13 protein-coding genes are annotated in these 14,401 nt (G+C 50.4%); 5 read left to right on the forward strand and 8 right to left on the reverse strand.

Annotated elements, in window-relative coordinates:
* Positions 1–125 precede the first annotated feature (125 nt).
* Both ACLJQD_RS05225 and actP read left to right on the forward strand, forming a co-directional pair.
* Positions 126–440 (forward strand): DUF485 domain-containing protein, encoded by a 315-nt coding sequence (locus ACLJQD_RS05225; RefSeq protein ID WP_000999620.1) that lies wholly within the window; start codon positions 126–128, stop codon positions 438–440.
* Complete coding sequence (gene actP / locus ACLJQD_RS05230) at positions 437–2,086, forward strand: cation/acetate symporter ActP (protein WP_000832536.1); 1,650 nt, start codon at positions 437–439, stop codon at positions 2,084–2,086. The genes ACLJQD_RS05225 and actP overlap by 4 nt, the downstream gene beginning before the upstream one ends.
* 38 nt (positions 2,087–2,124) lie before the next feature.
* Here actP and ACLJQD_RS05235 read toward each other — a convergent pair whose 3' ends face one another.
* Entirely contained in the window at positions 2,125–2,814 is a 690-nt protein-coding gene (locus tag ACLJQD_RS05235) for an LrgB family protein (RefSeq protein ID WP_001067096.1), read from the reverse strand.
* The gene (locus ACLJQD_RS05240) at positions 2,807–3,217 is read right to left on the reverse strand and encodes a CidA/LrgA family protein (RefSeq protein WP_000257347.1); all 411 of its coding nucleotides are present in this window, start codon (positions 3,215–3,217) and stop codon (positions 2,807–2,809) included. Before ACLJQD_RS05240 ends, ACLJQD_RS05235 begins: the two co-directional genes overlap by 8 nt.
* A 103-nt stretch (positions 3,218–3,320) precedes the next feature.
* On the opposite strand from ACLJQD_RS05240, the gene ACLJQD_RS05245 reads away from it, so the two are divergent.
* On the forward strand, positions 3,321–4,208 hold the full coding sequence (locus tag ACLJQD_RS05245) for a LysR family transcriptional regulator (protein WP_000354962.1): 888 nt from the start codon (positions 3,321–3,323) through the stop codon (positions 4,206–4,208).
* Positions 4,209–4,302: 94 nt separating this feature from the next.
* Here the strand turns inward: ACLJQD_RS05245 and ACLJQD_RS05250 are convergent, their stop codons facing one another.
* From ACLJQD_RS05250 to soxR, 4 genes are all read right to left on the reverse strand, one after another.
* Complete coding sequence (locus ACLJQD_RS05250; RefSeq protein WP_000402189.1) at positions 4,303–5,949, reverse strand: Na+/H+ antiporter; 1,647 nt, start codon at positions 5,947–5,949, stop codon at positions 4,303–4,305.
* Between the two features lie 149 nt (positions 5,950–6,098).
* Positions 6,099–7,448 carry a guanine/hypoxanthine transporter GhxP gene (gene ghxP / locus ACLJQD_RS05255; protein ID WP_000106907.1) on the reverse strand — a complete coding sequence of 450 codons (1,350 nt, stop codon included), beginning with the start codon at positions 7,446–7,448 and terminating at the stop codon, positions 6,099–6,101.
* 346 nt (positions 7,449–7,794) lie between these two features.
* Positions 7,795–8,463: a glutathione S-transferase family protein gene (locus ACLJQD_RS05260; RefSeq protein ID WP_000958582.1), complete on the reverse strand. Its 669-nt coding sequence runs from the start codon at positions 8,461–8,463 to the stop codon at positions 7,795–7,797.
* Positions 8,464–8,755: 292 nt separating this feature from the next.
* Positions 8,756–9,214, reverse strand: coding sequence for a redox-sensitive transcriptional activator SoxR (gene soxR / locus ACLJQD_RS05265; protein ID WP_000412686.1), 459 nt, complete (start codon positions 9,212–9,214; stop codon positions 8,756–8,758).
* 86 nt (positions 9,215–9,300) lie between these two features.
* On the opposite strand from soxR, the gene soxS reads away from it, so the two are divergent.
* Positions 9,301–9,624 (forward strand): superoxide response transcriptional regulator SoxS, encoded by a 324-nt coding sequence (gene soxS, locus ACLJQD_RS05270; protein ID WP_000019483.1) that lies wholly within the window; start codon positions 9,301–9,303, stop codon positions 9,622–9,624.
* Here the strand turns inward: soxS and ACLJQD_RS05275 are convergent.
* Positions 9,612–11,213: an EAL domain-containing protein gene (locus ACLJQD_RS05275; RefSeq protein WP_017441245.1), complete on the reverse strand. Its 1,602-nt coding sequence runs from the start codon at positions 11,211–11,213 to the stop codon at positions 9,612–9,614. The genes soxS and ACLJQD_RS05275 overlap by 13 nt on opposite strands.
* A gap of 561 nt (positions 11,214–11,774) precedes the next feature.
* On the opposite strand from ACLJQD_RS05275, the gene ACLJQD_RS05280 reads away from it, so the two are divergent.
* A complete protein-coding gene (locus tag ACLJQD_RS05280; RefSeq protein ID WP_000719058.1) occupies positions 11,775–12,056 on the forward strand; it encodes a YjcB family protein in 282 nt (93 codons plus the stop codon).
* 277 nt (positions 12,057–12,333) lie between these two features.
* Here ACLJQD_RS05280 and siiF read toward each other — a convergent pair whose 3' ends face one another.
* A complete protein-coding gene (gene siiF, locus ACLJQD_RS05285; RefSeq protein WP_017441246.1) occupies positions 12,334–14,400 on the reverse strand; it encodes an SPI-4 type I secretion system protein SiiF in 2,067 nt (688 codons plus the stop codon).
* Between the last annotated feature and the right edge of the window lies 1 nt (position 14,401).

Genomic DNA, 14,401 nt, shown 5'->3' on the forward strand with positions numbered 1-14,401 from the left:
GTTACAGGAAGGCGGCAAGCGAGCACATCCCCAGCAGCATAGTTCACTATGTGGCTGGGGCGCGCGAGTGCGGCCAACGCGCCTGTAGCGCGAAAGACGCAGGGGGACCTCTGGAGAGCTCTGTGATGAATGACCAAATTTATCAGCGGATAGAAGACAGTGCGCGTTTCAGGGAATTAGTTGAAAAACGGCAACGGTTTGCCACGATTCTGTCGGTTATCATGCTGGCGGTTTATATCAGCTTTATTTTACTGATCGCCTTCGCGCCTGGCTGGCTGGGCACGCCTCTACATGCGGGAACCAGCGTCACCCGAGGAATTCCCATTGGCGTCGGGGTGATTGTGATTTCTTTTGTGTTAACCGGAATTTATATCTGGCGGGCGAACGGCGAATTCGATCGTCTTAATAACGCCGTACTGCATGAGGTGAAAGCATTATGAAGAGAGTTCTGACGGCGCTCGCCGCCGCACTCCCCTTCGCCGCTCATGCGGCGGATGCCATTAGCGGCGCGGTTGAACGCCAGCCCACCAACTGGCAGGCGATTATCATGTTTTTGATTTTCGTCGTGTTTACGCTCGGTATTACCTACTGGGCCTCTAAACGCGTACGTTCCCGTAGCGACTACTACACCGCTGGCGGCAATATCACCGGGTTCCAGAACGGCCTGGCGATTGCCGGCGACTATATGTCCGCCGCGTCATTTCTCGGCATTTCCGCGCTGGTGTTTACCTCCGGTTATGACGGGCTGATCTATTCGCTGGGCTTCCTTGTCGGCTGGCCAATCATCCTGTTTTTGATTGCCGAGCGCCTGCGTAATCTGGGACGTTATACTTTTGCTGACGTTGCCTCTTATCGCCTGAAACAGGGGCCAATCCGTATTCTTTCGGCCTGTGGCTCCCTGGTAGTGGTAGCGCTTTATCTCATCGCCCAAATGGTCGGCGCCGGTAAACTGATTGAACTGCTGTTCGGCCTCAACTATCACATCGCCGTGGTGCTGGTCGGCGTACTGATGATGATGTACGTGCTGTTCGGCGGGATGCTGGCGACAACGTGGGTGCAAATTATCAAAGCCGTCCTGTTGCTGTTTGGCGCCAGTTTTATGGCCTTTATGGTGATGAAACACGTCGGCTTTAGCTTCAATAATCTGTTTACCGAAGCCATGGCGGTACACCCGAAAGGCACGGCGATTATGAGCCCAGGAGGATTGGTGCAAGATCCGATTTCGGCGTTGTCGTTGGGTCTGGGACTGATGTTCGGCACCGCCGGCTTGCCGCATATTCTGATGCGTTTCTTTACGGTCAGCGATGCCCGCGAAGCGCGCAAGAGCGTGTTCTATGCCACCGGTTTTATGGGCTATTTCTACATTCTGACCTTTATTATCGGCTTCGGCGCTATCATGCTGGTGGGGGCGAATCCCGCCTATAAAGATGCCGCAGGCGCGCTGATTGGCGGCAATAACATGGCGGCGGTGCATCTGGCCAACGCGGTAGGCGGCAACCTGTTCCTCGGCTTTATTTCGGCAGTGGCGTTTGCCACCATTCTGGCGGTGGTCGCCGGTCTGACGCTGGCGGGCGCATCGGCGGTGTCGCATGATTTGTACGCTAACGTGTTCCGCAAAGGCGCAACCGAACGTGAAGAGCTGAAGGTGTCGAAAATCACCGTCCTGGTGCTGGGCGTGATCGCCATTATCCTCGGCGTCCTGTTTGAAAATCAGAACATCGCCTTTATGGTGGGCCTGGCGTTTGCTATCGCCGCGAGCTGCAACTTCCCCATCATTCTGCTTTCCATGTACTGGTCAAAACTGACCACGCGCGGCGCTATGCTGGGCGGCTGGTTAGGTTTACTGACAGCGGTGGTGCTGATGATTCTTGGCCCTACCATTTGGGTGCAGATCCTCGGCCACGAAAAAGCGATCTTCCCGTATGAGTATCCGGCGCTGTTCTCTATCAGCGTGGCGTTCCTGGGGATCTGGTTCTTCTCGGCCACCGATAACTCGGCAGAAGGCAACCGTGAACGTGAGCAGTTCCGCGCTCAGTTTATCCGCTCCCAAACGGGATTCGGCGTACAACAAGGGCGTGCGCATTAATCTTACCGTTTCCTCCGGCCCTGTGGGTCGGAGGAAAATCAGAACATTACCCTCGCCACCAGCGGGGCAGCCAGTACCATCACCACGCCGGACAGCATCATTACCAGACTGGCGACGACGCCCTCCTGCTGACCAAGTTCATAGGAACGCGCCGTGCCCGCCCCATGTGACGCCGCGCCGAATCCTGCCCCTTTTGCCATGCCTTCCCGGATAGAGAGACGCAAAAATAGCGCGTCGCCGACCGCCATGCCAAACACGCCAGTGACGACCACGAACAGCGCCACCAGATCCGGCTGCCCGCCCAGGGGTTCTGCCGCCGCCAGCGCAAACGGCGTGGTAACGGAACGTACCGCCAGACTACGCTGAATCTCATCCGATAACGTGAACAGACGCGCCAGCCAAACGGAACTGGTGACTGCCACCACCGTCGCCGTCACTACGCCCGCGGTGAGCGACATCCAGTGACGTTTGATAATCGCGAGGTTATCGTACACCGGCACCGCAAAGGCAATGGTCGCCGGGCCGAGCAGCCACAATAGCCAGTGCGATTCGCCAATATAGTTTTGCCAGGAGATATGACCGAACACCAGCATTAACACCAGCAGTGCCGGCGTCAACACTAATGGCATCAACGGCAATTTGCGAAAACGGCGATACAGACGCTTATTGGCGAAGTAAATTCCCAGCGTAATCACCAGGCACAGTACGCTTAACTGAACGTTATTCACGGTTTAGCCTACTCATCTCATAGCGATACACTTTATCCACCACCCACGCCGTCGCGCCGAGTACCATTAAGGTACTGATCGCTATCACCGAGAAAATGCGCCAGCCGTCCACCAGTAACAGATGGGCATAGTTCACTACCGCCACGACGGCGGGAACAAAGAATAACAGCATCTCCGCCAGCAGCCAGCGTGCGCCTGCGCGTACCCAGCTAAGCGGAATAATCCGGCAAACGATCAGCGCCAACATAAGTACCATGCCGACCAGATTCGCGGGCAACGGCAGGTGCAGCCAGGAGACAAGATATTGGGAAAAAATGAATAAACCTGCATAGAGCAGTACCTGAACCGGTACCTGGAGTCGTTGCACAACGGCAGGCGTAACGCGGCTTATCGCCACAGCCATGAGGGAATGTCCTGAAAAATAATACGGAGCGCCAGTATAGAGAACCTCCGTCACGGGCAGAAATGAATTAAAATCATTGCAGGCATAGTCGGAAGGAATAATCATGGATATCAGAACGCTGCGTTATTTTGTCGAGGTGGTGCGTCAGCAAAGTTTCACCCGCGCAGCGGAGAAGTTATTTGTCACCCAGCCCACCATTAGCAAAATGCTGAAAAATCTTGAAGATGAGCTTAACTGTACGCTACTGATCCGCGACGGACGTAAGTTATTGCTGACCGATACCGGACGCGTGGTGTTTGAACGCGGACTGGCGATCCTCGCTGAGTTTCGCCAGTTAGAGGCCGAGTTGAGCGATATTAACCATCTCAATAAGGGCGTGCTGCGGCTGGGTATTCCCCCGATGGTCGGCATGTTGATGGCCGGGCCAATCAGTTTGTTTCGACAACGCTACCCTGGCGTTGAACTCAAAATTTCGGAGTTTGGCGGCCTGACGGTACAGCAGGCGGTAATGAATGGCGAGCTGGATGTTGCGATGACCGCGCTCCCGGTGGAAGAAGCGAGCGGGCTGACGACGTTATCGCTGTTCAGTCATCCGCTGTGCGTGCTGGTTCCCCGTTCCGGTCAGTGGACAACCTGCGACTCCATCGCGCCTGAAGCTCTGGCGGAGCATCCTCTTCTTATCTATAACGAAGACTTTGCCCTGAGCCGCCAGTTGATGACCTTATTTAGCCAGCATGACGTAAAACCACGGATTGCCGTGCGCAGCGGGCAATGGGATTTTCTCGCCGCCATGGTGCAAGCGGGCGTCGGTATCGCCATTTTGCCGGAGCCGATTTGTCAGCGTCTGGATAAGGCCACGCTGCGCTGGCTACCGCTGGAAAGCGATCTCCGCTGGCAGTTAGGCATGATTTGGCGAGAGGGCGTGTATCTGTCGCACAGCGCCCGGGCATGGTTAACCTGTTGCGAAGGGTTTTGGCTGAAACAACCGTAAACCATGGGTTAAAACTCTTGCCGGATGGCGGCGCAAGCACCTTATCCGGCCTACAAGTAGGCCCGGTAAGCATGGCGCCACCGGGCCACAAGGACTACTGATTTTCTATCAGTAGCGCTTCCATCAAATCCAGGTCGTGCAGCAGCTTTTGCAATGTTTCATTGCTGATTTCTCGCGTGGCGCGCAGATGATACAACTCGGCGCGTTCGGAACGCAGCGCCGCCAGACGGAAACGTCGCTCCAGGTTTTCTTCCTGTATGGAGCTTTCGACATCGTTTCGCCCATCGGCACGGCGACGCAAGTTACCAATGACACGTGAGCTTACTTCAGTAAGCAACTGATTATCGATGTTTTCTTCGGTATCCGCCGCCAGACGCTCTTCCATTTTCTGAATGGCGACAATCGCCACTTCCGCCGTCGCCGCGCGGGCGATACGCTCCTCTTTCAACTGTTGCGCATGATCGGCGACTTCCAGATGTTGCAACAGCAGCGGCAGCATGATCACGCCGACAAACAACGAGAACAGAATGACGCCAGCCGCCAGGAATACCAGTTCATAACGCGCCGGAAATCCGCTGCCATCCGGCAAAAGTAACGGTATAGAGAGCACACCAGCCAGGGTGATCGCCCCACGAACGCCAGCGAAGGAAGCAATCAGAATTTCACGCGACGTCCAGCTGGCGAACTCCATCGGTTTCTTCTTCAAAAAGCGCAGGCTGAACTTTTTCATGGTCCACAGCCAGCCGAAGCGAACCAGCATCAATGCCGCATAAATCAGCACGATATCGGTAAAGAGCATCCAGGTTTCGACATTCGGGTCAGCTTCCGCCGCCGCCAGCGAAGATTCCAGAATACCCGGCAATTGCAGTCCCAACAGCAGAAAGACCATACCGTTAAAGACAAATTCCAGCATCGCCCAGGTACTGTTCGCGCGCAAACGCATTGCCAGCGGCGCGCGGCGCATTACGCCAGAACGGGTGATGGTCATCCCGGCGGCAACCGCGGCCAGGATGCCTGAGACGCCAATATGTTCGGCAATCAGGTAAGACGCGAAGGGCAGCAGAAACAGCAGGACGATTTGCGTCGCGGGTTCATCGCCGCCCCAGCGGCTCAAAAAACGCAGCGAGCGGCCATACAGCCAACTGACCACAAAACCCGCCAGAATACCACCGATAGCGACCTTAAAAAATTCCAGCGTCGCGCCGCCGACGGTAAAGACCATCGTCCCCATCGCCACCGCGACGGCGAATTTCAGCGATACCAGACCGGAGGCGTCGTTCATTAACGCCTCTCCCTGCAGAATGCCCATGATTTTTTTCGGGATGCGCCCCTCGCCCACAATTCCGGAGAGCGCTACCGCATCGGTCGGCGACAGCACGGCGGCCAGTGCAAAGGCGGGGATCAGCGGAATGCCGGGCACCAGCCAATAAATCAGGAAGCCGATTCCAACGACCGTTACCAGGACCAGCGCCAGCGCCAGCCCGAAAATCTCTCGTCCATGCTCAAGAAATTCACGAGTCGGCGTCTTCCAGCCATCCGCAAACAGCAGCGGCGGAATAAACAGCACCAGGAAGAGTTCCGGGTCGAATTCCACATGCAAACCAAACGTCGGCCACGCCAACAGCGCGCCAATGGCGATCTGCATAAGGGGTAAAGGAAGCTGGAAGGGTAATACACGCGTAAATACCCCCGACAGCGAGACCACAAGGGTCATGATGAGTATTGTGAAGAAAATTTCCATGCGTTCCCTGTTTGCGATGTTTTTTATGATGGAGAAAGGCATCATGCCTCGGTTTCACCTTCTTCAGATTAACGCAAAAGGTAACGTGATGTGTCCTGAAAATGAAAACGGGCGGCCAACGCCGCCCGTTTTTCAGAATGAAGGCAGAACTAGATAGCCCAGCCGCCGGCATAAAAAGCGACCAGCGCGACCGCAATGACGACAGTTCCGATATTCAGCTTACGCCATTCACCGGAAACCAGACGCCCGACGACCAGCGTGGCAAAGCCGATCATAATCCCGGTGACAATGTTACAGGTCAGTACAATAAATACGGCCGTTACCAGCCCCGCCATCGCATCGACGAAATCAGCAAAATCGATTTTCGCCACGTTACTCAGCATCAGCAGACCGACATACATGAGCGCCGGGGCGGTTGCGTAGACGGGAACGAGATAAGAGAGCGGCGAAAGAAACAGGATCAGCAAAAACAGCACGCCCACGGTAATCGCCGTCAGGCCCGTTTTACCACCCGCCGCCGTACCGGCCGCAGACTCGATATACACCGCGGCTGGCGCCGCCCCGACCAGGCCGGAGAAAACGCTACTCAGGGAGTCGGTGGTTAGCGCTTTACCGCCATCGATAATTTGTCCGTCTTTGTCCAGCAGATTAGCCTGCCCTGCGACCGCACGGATCGTTCCGGTCGCATCAAACACCGCCGTCATCACCAGCGCCAGTACGCTTGGCAGAACGACAGGGTTTAACGCGCCCATAATATCCAGGCTGCCGATCAGTGAGTTGCCGTTTTCATCGCTCAACGAAGGCATGGCGAAAATGCCGGAAAAATGGACGTTAGGATCGAAGAGCAAACCCACAATAGAAATGCCAATAATGGTCAACAGAATGCCGCCGGGGACTTTCAGCTTTTCCAGACCGAGAATAACAGCCAGCCCCACAAGCGACATAATCACCGGGAAGGTGTCGAAATCGCCCAGCGCGACCGGCAGGCCATCCAGCGGGTTTTTAATGACCAGGCCGACGCCGTTGGCGGCAATCAGCAACAAAAACAGGCCAATACCGATACCGGTTCCGTGGGCCACGCCCTGCGGCAAGTTACGCAAAATCCAGCTACGAATGCCGGTGGCGGAGATAACGGTAAACAGTACGCCCATCAGGAATACGGCGCCAAGCGCGACCGGGACGCTAATATGCTGCCCCAGGACCAGGCTAAACGCGGTAAACGCCGTCAACGAGATAGCACAACCGATAGCCAGCGGCAGATTCGCCCATAGCCCCATAACAATAGAGCCGACGCCTGCGACCAGGCAGGTCGCTACAAAGACGGCGGCAGGCGGGAACCCGGCTTTACCCAGCATCCCTGGCACCACGATGACGGAGTAAACCATCGCGAGAAACGTGGTTAAGCCAGCAACGACTTCCTGGCGAACGGTGCTCCCGCGTTGTGAAATTTTAAACCAGGCGTCGAGTGAACCGCCGGTACGCGCTGAAGGCGTAGACATAGAAAACATCCCCTGAGAATTTATTATTCGTCGGTATACGTGGGAGGTAATCCACTAACAGCGCAACGTTATCTCCTTGTGCTACATTTACGACAATCGGGGCGCCGCAAAAAAGCAAACGTTTAGCTCCACGTATACAAAACGGGTGGCAAAAAAAAGCAAACGATTATCCAGCGATCATCAACGCTTTTTCAACTGAACTTTGCCGCTTTTTATGCTTTTCTGCTTAGTATGCTCAATAAATCGCCAGACGATGCGCAAACGTTATCGTCCCTGCGCAATCCAGCAACAATTTTTCGCATCGCTGTTAGCAAATACGTTGCGCAATCTGCTCACAAAAACGCCATTATCCGCCGGGAATGGTAAACGGACCGCCCTGCTGAATCGCTCGCTGCCAGGCTGGACGCATTTCTACCCGCGCTTTCCATGCGTTGATATGGTCGAGATGAGCGATTCCACCTCGGGCAAGCAGCGCAAATAGCGGGAAGCTCATCTGGATATCCGCCATACTTAACTGCTCTCCGGCAAACCAGGGGTGATTTGCCAGATGCCCGTCAATAAAGCGCGCATGGGTTTCCAGTTGCGGATTGAGGTACGCTTTTTGCGCGCCCTTACCGATAACGCCGCCCAACGTTCGCAGGCCCAATGGTACCGGCGGTTTACCCAGAGAGGTAAAGAGCAGTCTCATCAATAGCAAGGGCATGAGCGAACCTTCAGCATAATGTAGCCAGAATCGATAGTGTTGTTTCCCCTGCGCATCCGCAGGTTTAAAGCGTCCGATACTGTCGTAAGTGTCCTGCAAATATTCCAGGATGGCGCCCGATTCCGCAATAACCATACCGTGATCTTCGATAACCGGAGACTTGCCCAGCGGATGCACTTTTTTCAATGCCGGCGGCGCCAGCATGGTCTTTTCACGCTGGTAACGCACAATCCGGTAAGGCAACGCCAGCTCTTCCAGCGCCCAGAGGATGCGCTGCGAACGAGACTGATTTAAATGGTGCACCGTCAGCATGGCTGTCTCCTGTAAGGTATGCCAACTAACTATAGAAAATTATGGCAGTTGCCGTAAAAATTTCGGCTAAAAAATCAGCATTTCGCTGGCGAACAGGGCGTCGTCGCTTACACTTACAGTATCAACACAAACCGGAACCTCCACCACGTGCTCGATATGAGGGGTGTTGACGTCGGGGGAAACCCTCCTGTAATCAGCGGGATAGAGCGAAAGACAAAGACCGGAAACAAACTAAAGCGCCCTTAGCGGCGCTTTAGTTTTAGGTGAACTCAGCCCGATGGCCGAGTGCATGTTAATCATCTTCAAGTAGCCGGGCGCCCGTCCCGTGTTCGCCAAGCCTGTCGCCTGGATTTCGCAGCGGACAGTCGCTACGCGATAAACAGCCGCAGCCGATACAACCGTCCAGCTCATCGCGCAACGCCACCAGCGTATGAATACGTCGGTCTAACTCTTCGCGCCACTGCGAGGAGAGCTGCTTCCACTCTTTCGCGCTTAACGTATGTCCTTCCGGCAAGATACCAAACGCGTCGCCGATAGTTGCCAGCGGGATGCCGATACGCTGGGCGATCTTGATAATCGCGACATAACGCAACACGTCACGCTTATATCGCCGTTGGTTACCGCTATTACGGATACTGGTAATTAGCCCTTTGCTTTCATAGAAGTGCAGGGCGGACACAGCAACACCGCTACGTTTCGCAACTTCCCCCGGCGTCAGTAAGGCTTTTAAACGGGGAGATTTTTTTTCCATAAATCGCTTTACCTCAAGTTAACTTGAGGAATTATACTCGCCCGCAGACAAAACGACGAATCGAATACTGTTTAAGAGGCAACAATATGTCGCATCAGCAGATAATTCAGACCCTTATCGAATGGATTGATGAACATATCGACCAACCGCTAAACATTGATGTGGTGGCAAAAAAATCGGGCTACTCCAAGTGGTATTTGCAGCGGATGTTTCGTACGGTAACGCATCAAACATTAGGCGAGTATATTCGCCAGCGCCGTCTCCTGTTGGCGGCCGTTGAGCTACGAACGACCGAGCGCCCGATTTTTGATATCGCGATGGACCTGGGCTATGTATCGCAGCAAACCTTCTCGCGTGTATTCCGCCGCGAGTTCGATCGCACTCCCAGCGATTACCGTCACCGCCTGTAGGGCGTCTGCCCGCGTATCGTCAGAGGCGCGGGCGTTTGTTGTAGCCAGGAGATGAATTCCTGCGGTGGTAACGCCTTCGCAAAGTGCCATCCCTGACAATACTGAACGCCGCGTTTTAGCAACCAGCTAACCTGTTCAGCCGTTTCAACCCCCTCAGCAATGATTTTTAGCCGCAAACTTTGCGCCATTTCAATAATATGTTCCACAATCAAATGGCTGGCGCTATTAGTGGTTAGCGTGTCGACAAAAGATTTATCAATTTTTAAAAGGTCGACATTTAATGAGTACAGGTTATGCAAGTTCGAATAGCCGGTACCAAAGTCATCAATTGCCACCTCGTATCCCGCCTGGCGAAACGCCTGAATAATCGGCGTCATTTTAGGCACATCAATAAATCCGCGCTCGGTCACTTCAACCTTTATCTGTTGCGCAAGCACTGAATGCTGACGCGTTTTTTCATGAATCATCACAATTAGTCGGGAAGAGAGAAAATCGGCGGCAGAGAGATTGATAGAGACATAAAGATGCGGGTGCGAGGCCAGAAAACCACCTAAATCATTAAATACCTCTTCGACGACATAATCGGTGATCTGCTCAATCATCCCCTCTTTTTCCGCCAGCGGAATAAATTCGCACGGGCTCATCACCGGACCGTGATAGCCCGGCCAACGCAATAGCGCTTCGGCACCTACACATGTCCCGTTTCGGATATCAATGATCGGCTGATAATGAAGGCAAAGCTGGTGCCTGGTAATGGCCCGTTGCAGCAATCGACGCGGTGAGTAATATGCCTGCCGGGATCGTGACCACATAAATAAGACGATAATGCTACAGATGATCCCTAACGGTAGCGTTAACGTAAGCTGATGAAAGAGGTTCTGGTAAAAGCGTTGCTTTGAGGTTGACACAATCGCGGCAACCGGTCGTTTTGCTGATTTAACCAGAGTATAAAAACGCTCACCCTGTTGGAACACAGGTTCACTCCGTCGTACCAAAGGTAATAGCTGATCAGCCTGCGCCTGTTCACTCAGGGAGAAAAAGGTGTTGGTCACCGTATCATACATTCCCCAGGCCAACGCCGGATCGTCTGACATCACCTCGCTATAAGATAAGGGATTGATAACCGCGACATAGTTTCCCCGCTGCATATATGTCATTTTATAACCGTTGAAAAAAGGCGTATCACGATAGTAATAAATAGCGATGTCAGGCTTTCGTTTATAGTCAGCGCGGGGAATAAAATAAGGACTTGTTGGCGTCATAACCGTAGAGCATAGAAAACGCTGGCCCTTAGCATAAATCAACTCATTAATGTACAAACGACCGCGGATAATATTCAGCATTCGCTGTTGATGGACTGGCGTACAGGCTTGCCCCTGATATTGTTCAGCGGCATCGCGGGCTAAATCCGCTTGCAGGATAACCCGCTCCGTTTTATCTAATACCAACTGCGCAAATGAATGTAACTGATTTCTGGTTTCAGAGACTGCCCGGATATGAGCAAACCAGATCGCCAGCAATACAGGAAGTAACACCACAATGATCGTTCCGAGAAATCTCAACACCTTGCGTCGTGTGCTTTGACTCATTTTCAGCCTATTTCCCTGCATTATTTGTGACTATTGTTGGCAAAATAAGACGTGAACCAAATGGAGGTTTACGGTGCATGAATTTATCAATATTAGCAACAGACTTTTACCGATCAACATTTATCATTAATAACTACGCGCAATCTCTTTCGCATACCAGGCAGAACGCTAAATATTTTTGATAATATCAGATTTATACCTAAGTAAACGATGGGGTATACATCTTTACTCCTTTCTTTTGATAAATAACTTGATATTTTTATCAGGTCTGAATTTCACGAAAAAAATAAAAGAGTAGTAATAATACATCTTTGCTTTCCGGCAGTTTCTCTACGGACGCGTAGAAGTCACACAAAAAATACGGTTATAAAACGCACAAAAAATACATTGCCGATCTGGCGAACAAGCTGGTTTTTGTGATATAGTTCACAAAAACAATGAAATAGAAACAATGTTTCATTCGATGTTGATGTGACGTCCGTTGATAGCCAGAATGTCCCACGTTTCCCGGGAACAACACCGAGCTGTCCTGGACAAAGGTCTATTCAGAGGAAATGTTTCATGGCTGCCATAACCACTGGTGTCGTTCTTCTCCGCTGGCAACTGTTGAGCGCCGTGCTCATGTTTTTAGCCAGCACGCTCAATATCCGTTTCCGTAAATCAGATTATATTGGTCTGGCGGTGATCAGTAGCGGTCTGGGCGTGGTATCCGCCTGCTGGTTTGCCACCGGTTTACTCGGTATTACCATGATGGATCTCGCTGCGATCTGGCATAACATTGAAGCCGTAATGGTCGAAACGATGAGCCAGACCCCGCCAGAATGGCCGATGGTGCTGACCTGATAGGCTATCGCTGCCGCTGAAGCCGCCCACCGGTTATCTCAACGCGGAATCGCGCGCCAGGGGCAGCCTTGCGAACCATCACGTCCCTCGCATTGCCGTTGATGAGGGCCGCCAGGTGTGGTTATCCAAAAATGGCAAGTGGAATAGCCCTAACAGAATCGAGCTAAACTTATTGAAGACGTTGCCGACTCGTTAAATGACAAAAAAGACCCGTTTGTGCAACGGGTCTTTTTTATTAAGCAGTACCACCTGATAACAGCGACAAGCGCTGCTTATTTTACATTAATAATTTATCCGGAGAACAATCACGGATTATTTTTCCACCTTTCATTACCAGGACCCGGTCAAAATACTTTATCAGATATCGACGATGCGTCACCATGATCAACGTTTTCCCATGAATAAACTCATCTAAGTTATCAAAAATTTGCTTCTCGGTATTCTCATCCAGATTTGATGTTGGTTCATCCCATAAAAAGACGCTGGCGTTACTGCTCAGACTACGTGCTAATAATAACTGCTGCTGCTGTCCGGATGACAGGTTTTTAGCCATAAAATTCACCGGAAACTTCAGCCCCATAGGATGTTGCAAGATAAAACCACAGTTCGCCAGATGAAGCGCCTTGAGTACCCGGCCCCTGTCGTTTTGCGGTTTTAACGCGAAATTACTTTCAATGGTTCCGGTGAATAAAACATCATGTGTCGTCACCACACTTAAATGCTGAGAAAAAAAGTTCTGCGATAAATGTCCTAAGTTATATCCATCATATAAAATGGCACCGTCTGTTGGCGAAAGGTAGCCAGATAGCATTCCCAGTAATGAGCTTTTTCCTGCTCCGCATTCGCCTACCACCGCGACACGTTGCCCCGCAGGTATGTCTATAGACAGTCGGTTAATAATCATCGGAGATTGAGCATCATACTGATAACTCACGCCCCGGATAGAGATATCGCCATTGCACTTTGATATTGACTGTAATGCCGGTGTTTTTTCTGCCTGATCTTCATCAAAAAAAGAAAGCAGATCCTTACCGGTTTTTTCTGCTGATAAAATAGAGATTAATGTAGAAGAAAAATTCGAAATGATCCCGGAAATACGGCCAGAGACAATGACAGATGAAACAATTGCGCCAGTGGTAACATCCCCCTTGATTACCATAAAAAAGGCTATTACCATAATAGTTATTTGGGTAACAGATGACATGCTGCCCAATATAGATTGATAGATAAGATTTAATTTCCTTATCTTCAGGTTAAGATACGACTGTTCATTTGATGTATTAACCCAATCAAAAAGTAAACCTTGATTATTTAAGGTATGGATCATTTTAATAGATAAGAAAACTTCTGAGATAAAAATATTCCTGTTCTTCTGTCCTTCTTTTTGTTTGTTCATTAACTCATTAGTATAATGGTGGTTAACGAGGGAAATAATAATAGAGACGATAAACATGGTAACAGGTACAATAACGACCAGACCTAAATTTACATATATAACAATGAGAAATATAATAAATATTGGAATATCGGCTATACGTTGAAAGATCGAGTTTAATAAAACGGGTTTAATTTTCTGAAACTCATTCCATAGCACAAATGCTGATGACATGGATCTGCCATTTTTCTTTTTACTATAAAGTACCGCTTCAAGAAATGCGATATCAATATCGACGTCATCCTGCCTTGCTGTGATAGACTGATAAATATCTTTCGAAGTACGAAGGATAAACTCAAAAACAATAAATACAGCAACAATTATAGCCACGCCAAATAAAGATGAAACCGAAGCACTTGGAACAAGCTTATCATAGAACAGATTACTAAATACTGGGATAGTTAACGCAAAAATTGCCATAAAAAGAGATGAAAAGAAGTATTTAGTATAAAAAATCTTGTTCATCGATAAAGAGTTTTTTATGATATTTTTTACTCTTATACTATCAACAACTTTATTTAAAGGTAGTATGCTAAATGCAGATAACTCTTTTAAATATTCATCTTCAATTTCAACATAACAGAGTTCACCGCGCGCGTTTACCAACTTTATTTTTTGCCCGCCGCTCACACACACCATCCACTTCATTTCTGGTGTTAATAGTAAAATCGGCATAGGCTCATTTAGTAAATCCTCACCATTATTAAATAATATATCCTGTAGAGAAAGCCCTAACGACAAAAAGAAATTCTTCATTTGTATAGAGTCATCAGTGTTATTTCTGTCGTATTTTTTAAATCTTAAATTTATATCATCCTCTTTGATGTCAATTTTTATATTGAATTTTTTAGACACTATAGATAATGCCGTTTCCGCACTTAAATAATAAGGTTCTAGTTTTTTATCCATA

It is taken from the genome of Salmonella sp. SAL04214, assembly GCF_046550615.1.
GTDB classification, from domain to species: domain Bacteria; phylum Pseudomonadota; class Gammaproteobacteria; order Enterobacterales; family Enterobacteriaceae; genus Salmonella; species Salmonella enterica.